Annotated in this window: 16 protein-coding genes; 5 read left to right on the forward strand and 11 right to left on the reverse strand. The window is 68.4% G+C overall.

Annotated features, from left to right (window positions below; all coding sequences use genetic code 11):
- The 5 genes from SNE35_RS07140 to wecB are packed head-to-tail and all read left to right on the forward strand — an operon-like array spanning position 1 to position 5,099.
- The gene (locus SNE35_RS07140) at positions 1-792 is read left to right on the forward strand and encodes an AglZ/HisF2 family acetamidino modification protein (RefSeq protein WP_320422173.1); all 792 of its coding nucleotides are present in this window, start codon (positions 1-3) and stop codon (positions 790-792) included.
- Positions 789-2,066: a glycosyltransferase family 4 protein gene (locus tag SNE35_RS07145; protein WP_320422174.1), complete on the forward strand. Its 1,278-nt coding sequence runs from the start codon at positions 789-791 to the stop codon at positions 2,064-2,066. The genes SNE35_RS07140 and SNE35_RS07145 overlap by 4 nt, the downstream gene beginning before the upstream one ends.
- On the forward strand, positions 2,063-2,929 hold the full coding sequence (locus tag SNE35_RS07150) for a dTDP-4-dehydrorhamnose reductase family protein (protein ID WP_320422175.1): 867 nt from the start codon (positions 2,063-2,065) through the stop codon (positions 2,927-2,929). The genes SNE35_RS07145 and SNE35_RS07150 overlap by 4 nt, the downstream gene beginning before the upstream one ends.
- Before the next feature lie 30 nt (positions 2,930-2,959).
- The gene (locus tag SNE35_RS07155) at positions 2,960-3,970 is read left to right on the forward strand and encodes a polysaccharide biosynthesis protein (RefSeq protein WP_320422176.1); all 1,011 of its coding nucleotides are present in this window, start codon (positions 2,960-2,962) and stop codon (positions 3,968-3,970) included.
- A gap of 4 nt (positions 3,971-3,974) precedes the next feature.
- Positions 3,975-5,099 carry a non-hydrolyzing UDP-N-acetylglucosamine 2-epimerase gene (gene wecB / locus SNE35_RS07160; RefSeq protein WP_320422375.1) on the forward strand — a complete coding sequence of 375 codons (1,125 nt, stop codon included), beginning with the start codon at positions 3,975-3,977 and terminating at the stop codon, positions 5,097-5,099.
- 71 nt (positions 5,100-5,170) lie between these two features.
- On the opposite strand, the gene SNE35_RS07165 is transcribed toward wecB, so the two are convergent.
- The 11 genes from SNE35_RS07165 to SNE35_RS07215 are packed head-to-tail and all read right to left on the reverse strand — an operon-like array spanning position 5,171 to position 16,885.
- Positions 5,171-7,042 (reverse strand): polysaccharide biosynthesis protein, encoded by a 1,872-nt coding sequence (locus SNE35_RS07165; RefSeq protein ID WP_320422177.1) that lies wholly within the window; start codon positions 7,040-7,042, stop codon positions 5,171-5,173.
- Position 7,043: 1 nt separating this feature from the next.
- Positions 7,044-7,631 carry a sugar transferase gene (locus tag SNE35_RS07170; protein WP_320422178.1) on the reverse strand — a complete coding sequence of 196 codons (588 nt, stop codon included), beginning with the start codon at positions 7,629-7,631 and terminating at the stop codon, positions 7,044-7,046.
- Positions 7,628-8,791: a DegT/DnrJ/EryC1/StrS family aminotransferase gene (locus tag SNE35_RS07175; RefSeq protein WP_320422179.1), complete on the reverse strand. Its 1,164-nt coding sequence runs from the start codon at positions 8,789-8,791 to the stop codon at positions 7,628-7,630. Before SNE35_RS07175 ends, SNE35_RS07170 begins: the two co-directional genes overlap by 4 nt.
- A 40-nt stretch (positions 8,792-8,831) precedes the next feature.
- Positions 8,832-10,052 carry a glycosyltransferase family 4 protein gene (locus SNE35_RS07180; protein ID WP_320422180.1) on the reverse strand — a complete coding sequence of 407 codons (1,221 nt, stop codon included), beginning with the start codon at positions 10,050-10,052 and terminating at the stop codon, positions 8,832-8,834.
- Positions 10,049-11,119, reverse strand: a complete 1,071-nt coding sequence (locus tag SNE35_RS07185) for a glycosyltransferase (protein WP_320422181.1) — start codon at positions 11,117-11,119, stop codon at positions 10,049-10,051. Before SNE35_RS07185 ends, SNE35_RS07180 begins: the two co-directional genes overlap by 4 nt.
- On the reverse strand, positions 11,116-12,426 hold the full coding sequence (locus tag SNE35_RS07190; protein WP_320422182.1) for a lipopolysaccharide biosynthesis protein: 1,311 nt from the start codon (positions 12,424-12,426) through the stop codon (positions 11,116-11,118). The genes SNE35_RS07185 and SNE35_RS07190 overlap by 4 nt, the downstream gene beginning before the upstream one ends.
- Positions 12,423-13,637, reverse strand: coding sequence for a DegT/DnrJ/EryC1/StrS family aminotransferase (locus SNE35_RS07195; protein WP_320422183.1), 1,215 nt, complete (start codon positions 13,635-13,637; stop codon positions 12,423-12,425). The genes SNE35_RS07190 and SNE35_RS07195 overlap by 4 nt, the downstream gene beginning before the upstream one ends.
- A complete protein-coding gene (locus SNE35_RS07200; RefSeq protein WP_320422184.1) occupies positions 13,634-14,188 on the reverse strand; it encodes an acyltransferase in 555 nt (184 codons plus the stop codon). Before SNE35_RS07200 ends, SNE35_RS07195 begins: the two co-directional genes overlap by 4 nt.
- 5 nt (positions 14,189-14,193) lie before the next feature.
- The gene (locus SNE35_RS07205) at positions 14,194-15,264 is read right to left on the reverse strand and encodes a DegT/DnrJ/EryC1/StrS family aminotransferase (protein WP_320422376.1); all 1,071 of its coding nucleotides are present in this window, start codon (positions 15,262-15,264) and stop codon (positions 14,194-14,196) included.
- Between the two features lie 2 nt (positions 15,265-15,266).
- The gene (locus tag SNE35_RS07210) at positions 15,267-15,836 is read right to left on the reverse strand and encodes an N-acetyltransferase (protein WP_320422185.1); all 570 of its coding nucleotides are present in this window, start codon (positions 15,834-15,836) and stop codon (positions 15,267-15,269) included.
- Between the two features lie 2 nt (positions 15,837-15,838).
- Entirely contained in the window at positions 15,839-16,885 is a 1,047-nt protein-coding gene (locus SNE35_RS07215) for a Gfo/Idh/MocA family protein (protein ID WP_320422186.1), read from the reverse strand.
- Positions 16,886-16,896: the final 11 nt, after the last annotated feature.

The following is a 16,896-nucleotide window of genomic DNA, read 5'->3' on the forward strand; positions in this document are numbered from 1 at the left end:
ATGCTGCGTCCCCGCATCATCCCCTGCCTGCTGGTCCACGACGACGGCCTGGTCAAGACCGTCAAGTTCAAAGATCCCAAGTACGTCGGCGACCCGATCAACGCGGTCAAGATCTTCAACGAGAAGGAAGCGGACGAGCTGATCGTCCTAGACATCGACGCCACCGTGCAGAGTCGCGAGCCCAACTTCCGACTGATCGCGCAATTCGCCGCCGAATGCCGCATGCCGCTGTGCTACGGCGGCGGCGTGCGCACCGTCGAGCAGGCCAAGCGCATTATCGGCCTGGGCGTCGAGAAGGTCGCGCTGAGTGCCGCCGCGGTCGAAGACCCCACGCTGATCTCGCGCATCGCGGCCGAGGTCGGCAGCCAGAGCGTGGTCGTCGTGCTGGACGTCAAGACCAGCCTGTTCGGCAAGCAGGAGGTCTGGACCCACAACGGCCGCAAGAACAGCGGCAAGTCCCCGCTGGAGCTGGCCAAGGAAGCCGAACGCCTGGGCGCCGGCGAGGTCGTCATCAACTCGATCGACCGCGACGGCCAGATGAAGGGCTACGACCTGGCGCTGGCGCGCAAGATCCGCGACGCCACCCGGCTGCCGATGTCGGTGCTGGGCGGCGCGGGCTCGCTGCAGGACATCGGCGCGCTGATCAAGGAATGCAGCGTGGTCGGCGCGTCCGCGGGCAGCTTCTTCGTCTTCAAGGGCCAGTACCGCGCGGTGCTGATCAGCTATCCGTCGCCGGAGCAGAAGGACGAGCTGCTGCGTGCGTCGCTGCCGGCCGCCGCCGTCCGCGCATGAGGGTGCTGATCCTCAGCCAGCACTTCTGGCCTGAGACCTTCCGCATCAACGAGGTCGCGGAATCGCTGATCGCAGCGGGCTGCGAGGTGACCGTACTCACCGGACAGCCCAACTATCCCGAGGGCCGGATCTTCGACGGCTACCGGGCCGCGGGCCTGGCCGTGGAGACGCACCCGTCGGGGTACCGCATCCACCGAGTGCCGCTGTGCCCGCGCGGCGCCGGCGGCGCGAAACGGCTGGTCGCGAACTACTTGTCCTTCCTGACGGCAGCCTCCGTGCTGGGACCCTGGTCGCTGCGCGGTCGTCACTTCGACGTGATCTTCGTCTACGGCACTTCGCCGATCCTGCAGGCCATCGCCGGTATCGTGCTCAAGCACGTCAAGCGTGCCCGGCTGGTGACCTGGGTGCAAGACCTGTGGCCCCAGAGCCTGGAGGTCACCGGCTTCGTGCGCAGCCCACAGCTGCTCGGCGCCGTCGCCAGCGTGGTGCGCTGGATCTATCGTCGCAACGACTTGCTGCTGGTGCAGTCGCAAGCCTTCGAGCCGCCGGTGCGGGCGATGGCGGGCGCAACACCGGTCGAATACCACCCGAATCCCGGCGAGCTCGCCTTCAGCGCGCCAGCCGGCACCGGGCCGGCGGCGCTGACGCTCCCCGAGGGCTTCAACGTCGTATTCGCCGGCAACTTCGGCACGGTGCAGGCGCTGGAGACCGTGGTCGAGGCTGCCGCCCTGCTGCGCGACCGCGCCGATTTGTCACCCGGCATCCGCATCGTGATGGTCGGCAGCGGTAGCCGCGGCGCGTGGCTAGAGGCAGAGATCGCGCGCCGCGGCCTGGACAACTTGGTGCTAGCCGGCCGATTCCCGCCGCAGGCCATGCCCGGCCTCCTCGACCAGGCGGCCGCAGTGCTGGTGAGCCTGAACCGCGGCGAGATCCTGTCTCAGACGGTGCCAAGCAAGGTTCAGGCCTATCTCGCCGCCGGCCGCCCCATCATCGCCTCGCTCGATGGTGAAGGCGCTCGCGTCGTCGAGGCCGCTGGCGCCGGCATCGCTGTCACGGCCGAGGACGCCGCCGCACTCGCCGAAGGCATACTGCGGCTCCACGCGATGACGCCGCAGACGCGCCAGGCGCTGGGCGATGCCGGTCGGCGGTACTACGAGCGGCATTTCGCGCCGGAAGCACTGGCCGCCCGCCTGGCCGCGCGTTTCCAGCAATTGGTGGTCGGATCGCGCGGCGACTGGCCCTTCACCGACGCACAAGACAAGCAATCCCCATGAATTCTCGCACCCACGTCCTGGTGATCGGCGCCTCCGGCATGCTCGGAAACGCCGTACTGCGCCTATTCGCCGAGAGCGACGGCTACCGCGTGTCCGGCTCGGCGCGCTCCGCCGCGCTGCTGCGCAAACTGCCCGTCAAGCTGCATTCACACATAGTTACCGGCGTTGACGTCGACAACGCCGACAGCCTAGCGCGCCTGTTCGCCGTCACGCGACCGGATGTCGTTGTCAACTGCGTCGGCCTGATCAAGCAACTGGCCGAGGCGGACGACCCACTGGCCGCGATCCCGATCAACGCGTTGCTGCCGCACCGGCTAGCGCGCCTCTGCGAGGTGGCCGGCGCCCGGCTGGTCCACATGAGCACCGACTGCGTGTTCTCCGGCAAGGCCGGCAATTACCGCGAGAGCGCCACGCCCGACGCGACCGACCTCTACGGCCGCAGCAAGCTGATGGGCGAGGTCGACTATCCCCACGCCGTCACGCTGCGCACCTCCATCATCGGCCACGAGCTCGACAGTGCGAACGGGCTGGTCGGCTGGTTCCTGTCGCAGACCGGTGGCGTCAAGGGCTTCACCCGCGCGATCTTCTCCGGCCTACCCACTGTCGAGCTGGCCCGCGTGATCCGAGACCATGTGCTGCCCCGCCCCGAACTGCGCGGCCTGTATCACGTATCGGCCACGCCTATCGACAAGCACGCGTTGCTAACGCTGGTCGCGAAGGCATACGACCGCGACACCCCCATCACGCCGGACGATCGCCTCGTGATCGATCGTTCGCTTGACTCCTCCCGCTTCCGCGAAGCTACCGGCTATCAGCCCCCGAACTGGCCCGAACTCGTGCGTCGCATGCGCGCGTTCGGCTGAGCCTCCGATTCCACCGACACGGTTCCGATCATGTTCAAAGACAAGACTCTCCTCATCACCGGCGGCACCGGCAGCTTCGGCAACGCCGTACTACAGCGCTTCCTGCACTCCGACTTCGCGGAGATCCGCATCTTCTCGCGCGACGAGAAGAAGCAGGAGGACATGCGCATCGCGCTGAAGAATGACAAAGTGAAGTTCTACATCGGCGACGTGCGCGACTACGATGCGGTCCACGACGCGCTGCGCGGCGTCGACTACGTCTTCCACGCGGCCGCGCTCAAGCAGGTACCCTCCTGCGAGTTCTACCCGATGGAAGCGGTGCGCACCAACATCGTCGGTGCAGAGAACGTCATCCGCGCCGCGATCGCCAACGAGGTAAGTCGCTGCGTCGTGCTGAGCACCGACAAGGCCGTCTACCCGATCAACGCCATGGGCATGTCCAAGGCGATGATGGAGAAAGTCATGGTCGCCAAGTCACGCCTGTGCGACCCCGGCAAGACTGTCCTGAGCGCCACGCGCTACGGCAACGTGATGGCCTCGCGCGGCTCGGTGATCCCGCTATTCCTGGACCAGCTCCGCGCAGGCAAGCAGCTGACGGTCACTGATCCGGCGATGACGCGCTTCCTGATGTCGCTCGACGAGTCCGTGGACTTGGTGCTGTACGCGTTCGAGCACGCGAGCCCGGGCGACATCTTCGTGCAAAAGGCGCCCGCCTCCACCGTGGGCGACCTGGCGCAGGCGCTGCGCGAGCTGCTCAAGGCGCAGACGGAGGTGAAGGTCATCGGCACGCGTCATGGCGAGAAGCTGTACGAGTCGCTAGTGTCGCGCGAGGAGATGGCCCGCGCCGAGGATCTGGGCGGCTACTACCGCATCCCGGCCGACTCCCGCGACCTGAACTACGACAAGTACTTCGTGCAGGGCGAGACCGCGATCTCGCGCATCGAGGACTACACGTCCCACAATACGCATCGCCTGGACGTCGAGGGCGTCAAGGAAGTGCTGATGAAGCTGGACATAGTGCGGGAGGCCGTCCGTGCTTAAGGTGATGACGGTCGTCGGCACGCGGCCGGAAATCATCCGGCTGTCGCGCACGATCGACAAGCTGGACCGCTTCTGCGAGCACGTGCTGGTGCACACGGGTCAGAACTACGATTACGAGCTCAACGAAGTCTTCTTCAGCGACCTGGGCATCCGCAAGCCCGACCACTTCCTGGAAGCGGCCGGCGGCACGGCCGCGGAGACCATCGCGCAGGTCATCATGAACGTGGACAAGGTGATCGAGCAGACGCGTCCCGACGCGCTGCTGATCCTGGGCGACACGAACAGCTGCCTCGCCGCGATCGCCGCGAAGCGTCGCAAGGTGCCGATCTTCCACATGGAAGCAGGCAACCGCTGCTTCGACTTCCGCGTGCCCGAGGAGATCAACCGGCGCATCGTCGACCACACCTCCGACATCAACCTCACGTACAGCCAGATCGCCCGCGACTACCTGCTGCGCGAAAACCTGCCGCCCGATCAGGTTATCTGCACCGGCAGCCCAATGCGCGAGGTGATCGAGCATTACCGCGACGGCATCGAGGCCTCCGACGTGCTGACCCGCCAGGGCCTGACCGCGGGACGCTACTTCGTCGTGAGCTCGCATCGCGAGGAGAACGTCGACTCAGCCGAGAACCTGCAGCGCCTGCTAGCGGTGCTGAACACGCTGGCCGAGCGCTACGACGAGCCGGTCATCGTGTCCACGCATCCGCGCACCCGCAAGCGCCTGGAGCAGCTGGGCGATGCGGTGAAGGTGCATCCGCAGGTGCAGTTCATGAAGCCGTTCGGCTTCCTCGACTACATCCACCTGCAGACCCGCGCCCGCGCGGTGCTGTCGGACAGCGGCACCATCACCGAGGAATCGTCCATACTGAACTTCCCCGCGCTGAACCTACGCGAGGTCCACGAGCGTCCCGAGGGCGTCGAGGAAGCCTCCGTCATGATGGTCGGCCTGGATGTCGAGCGTGTGCTGGACGGCCTGCGCGTGCTGGACGGCCAGCCGCGCGGCGACGAGCGCCTGCTGCGCCTGGTCGATGACTACGCGCCGGCCAACGTCTCGGACAAGGTGCTGCGGATCATCATCAGCTACACCGACTTCGTGAACCGTAAGGTCTGGAAGAAGACGCGCACCTGAACGTGCGCCAGGAGGCCTCGGCGCGTGAGCGCCCGGGTCTCCCCCATCGCTGCGCCCCGTCCCTCCCCGCCTCAAGCCCTGCCGCTGTAACTCAACGGCAAGCGCCCCAGCAGTTCCCGGACGGCCGAGCCCTCGCCGGCGCATCCGCCCGACTCGAGTGCCGCCAACACCATATTCACCGCCTCGTCGTCCGCCACGCGGTCGCCCAGCCGGGCAACGCGCAGCGCCGGAACCCGCGTGGCCAGCGTCGTGTCCTCGTCACCCAGCAGTTCCTCGTAGAGCTTCTCGCCCGGCCGCAGCCCGGAGAACTCAATCCGGATGTCCTTCAGGTCCCTGCCACTCATGCGGATCATGGTCCGCGCTAGGTCCAAGATCTTCACCGGCTCGCCCATGTCGAGCACGAACACCTGCCCCGACTCCCCGATCGCGCCCGCCTGCACCACCAGCCGCGCCGCCTCGGGAATCGTCATGAAGTAGCGCGTGATCTCTGGGTGCGTCACCGTCAACGGTCCACCCTTGGTGATCTGTTCCTTGAACTTCGGGATCACGCTCCCGCTGCTGCCCAGCACGTTGCCGAAGCGCACTGCCATGAACTTCGTCGCGTGGCCCCGCCCCGCCATGTGGCTGATGACCAGCTCCGCCGCGCGCTTGGTCGCGCCCATCACGTTGGACGGATTCACCGCCTTGTCGGTGGAGATCAGCACGAAACGCTCCACGCTCGATTCCGCCGCCGCCAGGCAGGCGTGGTAAGTACCCAGCGTGTTATTTCGAACGCAGGCCCACGCGTTCTCCTCCTCCATCAACGGCACATGCTTGTACGCCGCCGCATGGAAGACGATCTGCGGCTTGTACTTGCCGAACACGTGGCGCAGATGCTCCAGGTCCTTCACGTCACCAACCAGCCGCACCAGCGGAATATGCGGGAACTTCTCCCCCAGTTCCTGCTCGATCGCGTAAAGCGCGAACTCGCTCAGCTCGTACAGCACGATCTTCGCGGGGCCGTAGCGCGCGACCTGCCGGCACAGCTCCGAGCCGATCGAGCCGCCCGCGCCGGTGATCAGCACGACCTTGCCGGAGAGGCATTCGCTGATGCCGCCCTCGTCCAGTTCCACCGGCTCGCGGCCGAGCAGATCCTCGGGTTCGATGTCGCGGACCTGGTCGACGTGGCGGCCCTGCATCAGCTCGGCGCTCGACGGCACCGTCAGCACCGGCAGGCCGGTCTGGCCGGCCAGGTCCAGCGCGCGGCGGCGCTCGGCCAAGGTCGCGCCGGGCATCGCGACGACGAGGTGCGTGATGCCGTGCATCTCCGCGAAGTGGCTGGCTCGTTCCAAGGGCCCCAGCACCGGCACGCCGCTGACGCGCGCGCCCTGCTTTGTCTTGGCGTCGTCCAGGAAGCCCACGACCACCCAGCCCTGGTTGTTCTGGATGCCCGCCACCAGTAACCGCCCGGCATCGCCTGCGCCCATCACGAGCGCCCTGCGTTGCTCCAGCGCACTGCCGCTGATCTTGCCGCGCATGTGCTCGTAGAGCATGCGGTAGCCCATCCGCATCATCGACAGCGCCATCAGCGCGAACACCGGATGCAACGCCAGCACCGCGCGGGGAATGCCGTTCAGGTGGGCCATCAGCACGACCGTCGCGCCGACCAGGCCGGCGATCGCGCAGGCCGCCGCCAGACGCTTGATCTCGCCGAAGCCAGAGAAGCGCCACATGCCCTTGGGCACCTTCAGCAGCCACAGCACCAGCACGTAGAGCAGTACCAGGCCGGCCAGCACGGCGCCGTCATAGGGCGGCCGTTCGTCCAGCCAGTTGCGAAAGCCCAGGCGGAACAGATAGGTCGCCTGCCAGGCCAGCGCGACGACGATCGCGTCGAGCAGCAGCGAGAGCCGCTCGCGGTGCGGGCGGATGCGGGTCAGGAAGGTGTCGAGGGTGAGCCAGTTCATGTCAGTGGAAGATCGTCGCCAGCGTGCGCCACATCAGGCGCAGGTCGCTGGCCAGCGTGGCCTCGCGCACATAGTCCGCGGCCGCGCGCAGCTTGGCCGGCATCACGGTCTCGACGTACTCGCGCTCCGGGTCGGCCGCCTGCGCCAGCAGTTCGCTCTCGTTGCGGAAGCGCAGGCTGGCCGGATCGGTGATGCCGGGCCGCACGGACAGCACCAGCTCGCGCAGATCGGCCGGGTACAGCGCCACGTAGCGCGGCACCTCGGGCCGCGGGCCGACGAGGCTCATCGCGCCGCGCAGCACGTCCCACAACTGCGGCAGTTCGTCGAGCTTGGTACGGCGCAGCCAGACGCCGGCGCGCGTGATGCGGCTGTCGGCACCAACAGTGATCTGCGGTCCGGCGTTGTCCACGCGCATCGTGCGGAACTTGTGGATCAGGAAGGTCTGGCCGAAGCGCCCCACCCGCTCCTGGCGGAACAGCGCCGGCCCCGGCGAATCGAGCTTGATCCACAGCGCCAGCACCAGCAGCAGCGGCGCCAGCAGCAGCAGGCCCAGCGCGGTGCAGACGATGTCGAACAAGCGTTTGCTCATCGCCCGAGGATGGAGCGCACGGCGGCGATCACGCGCTGCACGTCCGCGTCCGTCATCGCCGTGTACAGCGGGATGCTGACCATCCGCTCGAAGGCCTTCTGCGAATGCGGGAACTGCTCCGCTTTCAGACCATAGCGGTCGCGCCAGTACGGGTGCAGGTGCAGCGGGATGTAGTGGACGCTGCAGCCGATGCCGGCGGCATACATCTTCTCGATGAACACGTCGCGCTCCAGCGCGGCCGAGTCGCCCAGGCGGAGCACGTATAGGTGCCATGAGTGCACGTCGCCCTCGGGCGCGCGGGGCGGCAGGATCAGCGGCAGGTCGGCGAAGGCCTCGTCGTAGGTCTTGGCAATCTGCTCGCGGCGCTGCTGGAAGCCCGGCAGGCGCTTCAGTTGATGGATGCCCAAAGCGGCGGCGATGTCGGTCAGGTTGTACTTGAAGCCCGGGGCGACGATCTCGTAGTACCAGCTCGGCACCTTGGCGGTGAAGCGGTCGAAGGCGTCGCGGTTCATGCCGTGCAGGCGCATCACGCGGGCGCGCTTGGCCAGTTCGGCATTGCGCGTCACCAGCATGCCACCCTCGCCGGTCGTCATCGTCTTGTTGGCGTAGAAGCTGAACACGGTGGCATCGCTGCCCATGGTGCCGATCAGCTCCTTCTCCAAGGTCGTCGGCAGCGCATGCGCGGCGTCTTCCACCACGCGCAGGCCGTGCCGGCGCGCAATGTCGAGGATGGCGATCATGTCCACCGCCAGGCCTGCGTAGTGGACCGGCACGATGCACTTCGTGCGCGGCGTGATCGCGGCCTCGACGAGCTTCGGATCGATGTTCAGCGTGGCCGGATCGATGTCCACCAGCACCACGTCCGCGCCGAGGTAGCGCACCACTTCGGCGGTGGCGGTGAAGGTATGCGTCGTCGTGATCACCTCGTCACCGGGGCCGATGCCCAGCGCCTCCAGCGCCAGATGCAGGCCGGCGGTGGCGGAGTTGACGGCGATGCACTCGATCTGCGGCTCAGCGAGGAATTCTGCAAACGCCGCCTCGAACTGCTTGGCCTTGGGTCCCGTCGTGATCCAGCCGGAGCGCAGCGTGGCGACGACTTCCTGGATCTCCTCCTCGCCAATCTCGGGCAGGGCGAACGGAAGGAAGGCGGGGTCACTCATGATGGATTCGGTGGTCGGGGAAGCCTGGCATTGTCGGCGATCAGCCCAGCGCGGCCAGGAAGCGCCCGGCCAGCACGGGATAGGTGTGGTTCGCGAGCACGAAGGCCCGGCCGCGCTCGCCCATGGCGGCCAGATCCTGCGGCGTGCGGCCGATCAGCGCCAGCACGCCATCGGCCACGGCGCGCGCATCCTCCGGCTTCACCGTCAGCCCCGCACCGGCCTCGGCTACCGGATCGTTGCCCGCCTCCACCGAATGCAGCACCGGGCGGCGCGCCATCATGTAGTCCATCAGCTTGTTCGGCGCGATGCCGAAGCGGTAGATCGGCGTGCGCTGCCAGCCGATGTAGGCGATATCGAAGGCCGCCAGCAGGCTCGGGATCTGGCGCTTGGCGATCGCTCCGAACATCGCGACGTTGGCGATGCCCTCGTCGCGCACTCGCTGCTCCAGCCGCACCCGCTCGTGCCCGCCGCCGACGAGCACGAAGGCCACCTGCGCCTCCTTCAGCAGCTTGGCCGCGTCCAGCAGCACGTCCAGCGCGTTCGGCAGGCCGTGCGAGCCGGCGTAGCCGATCACGCGGCGGCCGGCGGCGCGCTGCAGCGCGATGTGGGCGGCGATCTGCGCATCCAGCGGCTCGGCCGCATCCGTGGCCCATTCGTCCAGCGTGATGCCGTTGGGCACGATGGCGAGCTTCTTCAGGTCGAGCCCGTGCGCGGCCATGTGCTCGTGCACCTTGGGCAGCATCGAGATCACCGCGTCGCTGTCGCGATAGGCGTCGTTCTCGGCCTTCTGGCACAGCATCGCGAACGGGTGTCGCGGGCTCATGCCAGACAGCTCGATCGGCGACAGCGGCCACAGGTCGTGCACCTCGTAGACGAGCTTGGCCTTCGCTTTCCTCGCCACGCGCCGCGCCACCCAGACGTCCATCGGATAGGTGCTGGAGGCGATCACCGCATCGGGCGCGAACGATTCGGCCAGCGCGTCGGCATCGCCCCACACCTGCCGGCAGAAGGACCAGATGTTCTTCACCCGGCCCAGGCCGTTGCCTTCGTAGGCCGGCGTGCGGTACCAGCAGTAGGAAATGCCATCGATCACCTCGACGCCGGCACCCGGCGGCTGCGTGCTGCGCACATGCGAATACGAGGCCGCCAGGACCAGCACCTGATGGCCCATGCGCACCCATTCGCGGGCCAGGTAGTAGGGGCGGAACTCCATGCCGTGCTTCGGCGAGCCGGCATAGTGGTTGATCAGCAGGATCTTCAATTCGGTTTCTTCGTCTTCAACTCGTTCAGGCGCGCCAGGAAACGCTTCACCGCGGGCGCGAACAGGCCGTGTTCGGCCACCCAGGCGCGGTTGGCCTTGCCCGCAGCCTCGGCGTCTATGGCCTCCAGCAGCGACGGCAAGCGGGCCGGTGCAGGCAGGACCACGCCCTGCCCTGCATCGGGCCCGACCAGTTCATGGTTGGCCGGCAGGTCGGACAGGATGGGCACGCATTCGTGCGCCATCGCCTCCAGCACAGACACAGCCACCGAATCGCTCTCCGGCAGGCTCAGGTACCAGCGCGCGCGGGCGTAGTGGCCGCCCTGGGCCTGCGGATGCAGGCGGCCGACGAACTCGACCTTGTCGGTCAGGCCCAGCGAGGCTGTCTGAGCTTCCAGGGCGCCTCGCAAGGACCCATCGTTGGCGACGACCAGCCGGGCCTCCGGCCGCTGCGCCGCCACCGCGGCAAAGGCCTCGATGACGAGCTGCGGCCGGTAGATCGGCTCCAGCCCTCGGTTGGCATAGAACAGCCAGGGCGTTTTGCGCACGTTCTGCCGCGGCATCTCCTCCAGGCCGAAGGGGAAGGTCATCACCTCCCCGGCGCCGAGTTCCTGCATGCGCGCCGTCATGTGGCGCGAGTCGGAGGTGCACAGCGCGCAGGCCTGCAGCACCTTCTGTGTCAGCCAGCGGTAGGCCGCACCCTGGTTCGGCGTGACGAGGATGTCGCTGCCCCAGGCCGAGCCGGCGATCTGCGCGCGCAGGCGCCAGCCCTTGCGCGCGGCCCAGGCCAGGGTGCCGTGCGAGGTCAGGTAGTGCGCATGCAGCCAGTCGGCATCCACCTCGGCGAGCCAGCGGCCCAGCTTGGGCAACTGCGCCAGCACGGCGATGTTGCCGCCGCCGTGAGCCGGGTTGGTGTCCAGCGAGAGGCGCTGCCGGCGCGGGATCAGGAAATCGAACTCCGGCGCGAAGCCGCGCGTGGACGCGGCCCACAGGTCCACCTCCGGCGCCAGCGCCCGTGCCCATTTCAGCAGGTGCGGGCTCTGGCCGTCGCCGATCAGCACGAGCTTCACGCCGAGCGTCCCTTCAACAGGGAAGCTTGCGGCGCGGCACCGCGCAGCAGCCAGCGCAGGTACAGCGCGAAGTAGACCGGCAGCAGCACCGAGATCGCCGCGAGCGCCTGCACCAGCGCGCCGCCACGGCTCATCAGCACCGCCGCGATCGGCAGCACGTACAGCACATTGCCGACGAGGCTGAAGGCGAGTGCGCCGCGCTGACGGCCGGTCACCATCGGCGTCACCGTCAGCGGCGCCGCGATGAAATGCGCGGCCACGTAGGGCGCTAGCCAGCGGCCGTATTCGCCGGAGCGCGACCAGTCCGCACCGAGCAGCCAGCCGAACAGCGCAGGCCCGGCGGCGATCAGCAGCAGCGCGCATGGCAGCGCGATCATCGCCAGCAGGCGGATGGTGCGCACGAGCCGCGGCCGCAGGTCCACGCCGCGCTGCCAGTCGCGCGCCAGCTCGCTCACCAACGCCTCGGACAGCGCCCCGCCGACGAGGCTGGCCGGTGCCTTCACGAGCCGCACCATCAGCGCGTAGTAGCCGGCCGTCGCGACGTCGGCGAAAGCGGCAATCAGCGCCAGCACCAGCGTCTCCTGCGCCGCGTTCGCGAATGCATGCGGGCTGTTCAGCAGCGGGAACTGCTGGTAGCGCGATGCCAAGCGCCGCAGGTGGCGCCAGTGCCAGGTCTTGCCTGCGCTGTCCAGCCGCGTCGCCCGGCGCCAGCGCGTGCCGCGGCGCAACAGCCACAGCGGCGCCAGCAGCGCTGCGACGGTCTGCGCCACGACCAGCGCGCCGACGCTCGTCCAGCCCGTCAGCACGGCCAGTGCCTGCGCTGCGGCCATGCCTCCCTGCTGCAGCACGCGCGCCTGCGCGATCACGGCGATCCGCCCCTGCCGGTTGTTCCACAGGCTCAAGGCCTGCTGCATGCCGGCCAGCGCGACGACCGGCGCCAGCATCAGCAGCCAGGGATCGAGTGCCGAGAGCGACGCCCAACGTCCGCCGAGCTTCACGTGATGCGCCATGCCGAAGTGCCAGACCGCCGTACCCAACGCCGTCAGAAGCCCCATGCCCACGGCGATCCAAAGCGCCAGTTGCAGCAGCAACGCCGCCTCGCCGTCGCGGCGCGGCAGCACGATCGCGAATTCGTAGCGGGCATTGGCGATCGTCGCCAGGTTGGCCGCCACCGCCGCGAACAACGCCCAGTGGCCCAGTGCGCTTGCCCCGTACCAGCGCGTCAGCATAGGGGCGACGAGCAGCGGCAGGGCCTGCGACAGCGCCGAAGCGCTGGCCAGCTGCGCGAAGCGGACACGCAGCGTCATCGCCCGTCCCCGCCCGCGATCCTGCGCACCGCTTCGCGCTGCGCCGCGTCGAGCCGCGCGTGCAGGCCCAGCGGCAGGTTCAGCACCGTGCGCGCAGCCAGCTCGCCGATCGGGCAATCACCGGCGTTATAGCCGAAGCGGAAGCTGCCGCGCGGATGGACGACGTCGTCGAACCAGGTGCCGCCGACGATGCCAGCAGCCTCGAGCGCGCGCAGCGCCGTATCGCGCGAGGCCGCATCCGGCAGCAGCACTGGATAGCGCAGCAGCACCGTGCCCGCGGCGCGCCCCGGACGGCGCCAGGTGGGTGCATCGGCCAGCAGCGCGTCGAGTTCAGCCGCCTGCGCAACGCGCAAGGCGTGCAGCGATACCGCCCGGCGCGCCTGCCTCCAGCCAAGCGCAGCGCCGAGCGGATGCAGCGCCAGCGCGTAGTCGGGCCAGCTGTCGCCGGCGACCTCGCTGTCGGGCGTCTTCGCCACCAAGCCCAGCGCGCGCGACGGCGCGCGCAAGACCGCTACCAGCGCCTGCAGCGCCGCGTGCGGCAGGCTCATCGTCAGCCGATGCCATGCGAGCGTCAGCCCCTGGCGCAACATCGCCGCATTCGAGGCCGTGTGCAGCTCCGGTACCTGCGCGAGCGGTCCGACCAGCGCGCCGCCGATGCCGCAGCTCAGCGGCTTCGAATACTCGAAACTGAAGAAGGCAGCGTCGCCGAGCGTGCCGGCCAGCCGCCCGGTCGCATCGGCGCTACCCCAGGCATGGGCGCAGTCCTCGACGAAGACGACACCCGGATGCCGCCGCCGCAGCGCCGCCAAGCCTTCAGTGACGAGGCCGAAATTGTGCGGCACGACGACGAGCCGCGTCGCCGGGGCTATCGCCGCCGACCAGGCTTCGGCGCTCGGGTTGAAGCCACCGGGCTCGATGTCGACGTAGCGCACCGACAGTCCCAGGTGCATGAACACGTTCGGCACGACGACACAGGTGTAGCCGGGCAGCAGCACCTCGGCGCCGGCCGGCAGCTTCAGCGAGGCAGTGAACGCATGCAGCGCGGCGCGGCCGCTACCGAACAACTGCACCTGGTCCGCATCGACGCCGAGGCTGCGCGCGAACGCGCGGCGGAAATCGTCGCGACTACCCTCGACGCCACGCTGCAGGCAGTGCAGCAGCGCCGCAGGAAGGTCGCGCCAGCGCAGTGCGCTGACGATGTGGCCCTTCATCGCGCCTCCTTTCCGTCCAGCAGGCGGATCGGCCGCGCCGGCACGCCGCCGTAAACCCAGCCGGATTCGAGTCGGCCACGCACCAACGAGTGCGCGGCGACGACGACACCGTCGTCGATGCGGCTGCCCGGCAGTACGGTCACGCGAGCACCGATGAAGACATTGCTGCCGATGCTCACGTCCGCGCGTTCGTAGCACTCGCGGTGTAGCCGGTCGAACTCGTAGCCGATGGCGTTCGATTCGCAGAACAGCATCAGTCCCGGGCCGATCGCGACGTCGTCGCCAATGGTCAGCCGCTGCCCGCCGATCAGCAAGTAACCATCCGGCGCGATATGACTGCGTGTGCCTATCGTGAAGCGACCGGCACCCGTGGCGAGCAATTGCACCCGGCGGTAGACGGTGCTGCCGGCGCCGATCGCGCTGCCCGGACCGCTGCGGATGCGCGAGCCGGGATGCAGTTGGACCCGCGCGCCGACGCGCAGGCCCAGGCAGGCGGCGGCGAGTGCGCGCAGCCATCCGCGTGCAGCATCGAGCCGGTAGCCCCAGAGCATCGCCGTCAGCTCAGCGCCGCGCGCAGCGCCGCGACGACGGTGTCCTGCTGCGCGTCGCTCAGGTCCGCGCTCATCGGCAGGCTGATCACTCGCTCGGCGGCGCGTTCGGCATTGGGCATGTCGACGGGCTGGGCATAGGCCGGCTGACGGTGCAGCGGCTTCGGGTAGTGGATGGCCGTCGGGATGCCGGCTTCGGTCAGCCGGGATTGGACGTTCGGGCGATCGTCCACCATCAAGGTGAACTGCGCCCAGACGCAGTCGCGGTTGTCGCGCACGGCAAGGCGTTGCACCGGCAGATCCGCCAGCAGCGCCTGGTAGCGCGCGCCGATCGCCAGGCGCCGTTCGATTTCCCAGTCGAAGCGCTCCAGCTTCGCCAGCACGACGGCGCACTGCAGCGTGTCCATGCGGCCGCCGACGCCCAGCCGCGTGTGCGTGTAGCGGGCGCTCTGGCCGTGCACGCGGATCTCGCGCGCGGCCTGGGCCAGCACGTCGTCGTCGGTGAACAGCGCGCCGCCGTCGCCGTAGCAGCCCAGCGGCTTGCTGGGGAAGAAGCTGGTCGCGCCCCAGGTGCTGAGGCCGCAGCTCTTGCTGCCTTTGTAGCTGGCGCCGAAGCTCTGGGCCGCATCCTCGATCACCGGCAGGCCCAGCGCGTTGATTTCGTCCATGTCGGCCACCTGGCCGTACAGGCTCACGGGCATGATCGCGCGGGTCCTCGGCGTAATCGCGGCCTTGATCTTCGAGGCGTCGATATTGCAGCTGTCCGGCTCGATGTCCACGAAGACCGGTTTCAGGCCGGCCAGCACGATGGTCTCGACGGTGGCGGCGAAGGTGAAGGGCGTGGTGATCACCTCGTCGCCGGGCTTCAGGTCCAGGCTCATCAGCGCGATCAGCAGCGCCTCGGTGCCGCTGGCCACGGTAACGCAGTGCTTCACGCCGACGTAGGCCGCGAGCTTCTCCTCCAGCTCCTTGACCTCCGGGCCCATGATGTACTGGCCGTGATCGAGCACGCGCTGGATGCGGGCGTCGATGGAGGTCTTCAGCGCCGCGTACTGCGCCTTGAGGTCGATGAAGGGCAGGTTCAAAGCAGTTCCACTTTCTCGCCGTTGAGGCGATAGCGTTCACCGGTGGCGGGGCAGGCAGCTTCGCCATCCGCATTGAATTCGAGGCGCTCGCCGTGGCGGCTCATCCAGCCGATGCGCCGCGCGGGCACACCCACCATCAGCGCGAAATCGGCCACGTTCTTCTGCACGACGGCGCCCGCGCCGACGAAGGCATAGCGCCCGACCTCGACGCCGCAGACGATCGTGCAGTTCGCGCCCAGCGTGGCACCGCGACGCACGGTGGTGCGGCGGTATTCGTCCTTCTTCACCACGGCGGCGCGCGGGTTGTAGACGTTGGTGAACACCATGCTGGGGCCGCAGAAGACCTCGTCCTCCAAGGTCACCGCGTCGTAGACCGAGACGTTGTTCTGCACCTTGCAGCCGTCGCCGATGACGACGTCGTTGCCCACGTACACGCCCTGGCCCAGCGAGCAGCGCGTGCCGATGCGTGCGCCCGGACTCACGTGCGCGAAGTGCCAGACCTTGGTGCCCTCGCCGAGCTGGGCGCCTTCGTCGACGATGGCGCTCTCGTGTTTCCAGTAGCTCATGTTCAGAAGACCAGGGGAAGGCCGACGCGCTGGCCGTCGCGCGCGCTGCGGTAGGCGGCGACCAGGATCTCCAGCGAGCGCAGGCCCTCGTAGCCGTCCACCGCCGCGTCGCCTTCGCCGCGCAAGGTCTTGATCACGTTGTCGTAGTAGGCCGCGTGGCCGAAGCCGTAGACGCTGCCCGTCTCATAACTCGCCGCCTTGACGGCATCGTCGTCGGCATGCGGTTCGGCGAACTGCCAGTGCTCGATCTTGTTGACCGCCGTGCCGCCGACCTTGACCGTGCCATTCTCTCCGAGGATCGTGATCGAGCCTTCGAGGTTCTGTGGGTAGGTCAGCATCGTCACGTTGATCGAGGCCAGGCCGCCATGGCGCAGGCGCAGGCTCATCACGCCGGTGTCCTCGGCCTCGATGTCGCGGTCCAGGGTGGCCGTGTAGGCATGGACGTTGTCCACCGGGCCGACCAGCCAGTCCAGCAGGTCCACGTAGTGGCTGGCCTGGTTCATGAACGCGCCGCCGTCCAGATCCCAGCGGCCGCGCCACTTGGCCGCGTCGTAGTAGCTCTGAGGCCGGGTCCAGAACACGTTGACCGTGCTCATGAAGATGCGGCCGAAGCGGCCCTGCTCGATCGCGCGCTTGACCAGTTGCACCGTCGCGTTGAGCCGGTTCTGCTTGACGACGAAGAGCTTGACGCCGGCATCGCGGCAGGCGCGCACCATGGCCATGCCTTCGTCGAGCTTGGTCGCCATCGGCTTCTCGGTCAGCACATGGCGGCCGGCGCGCGCCACCTCGATCGCCTGCTGCGAATGCAGGCCCGACGGACTCGCCAGCACGACCACGTCCGGCTCGCAGCCGGCCAGCAGCTCGGCCCGGCTGGCGAAGCCCGGCGCGCCGGTCGCGGCGGTGGCCGAGGCCAGCGCGGCGGCATTCGTATCGCAGACACCGACCCACTCGGCACGACCGGCATGGCGGGCCAGCGCCTCGATATGGTTCTTGGAAATGCGCCCGCAGCCGACAAGGGCAAAACGGACAGGGCGGTCGGGAATCAGCATGGGCCGGGATT

It is taken from the genome of Roseateles agri (assembly GCF_034043675.1).
Taxonomy (GTDB): domain Bacteria; phylum Pseudomonadota; class Gammaproteobacteria; order Burkholderiales; family Burkholderiaceae_C; genus KK5.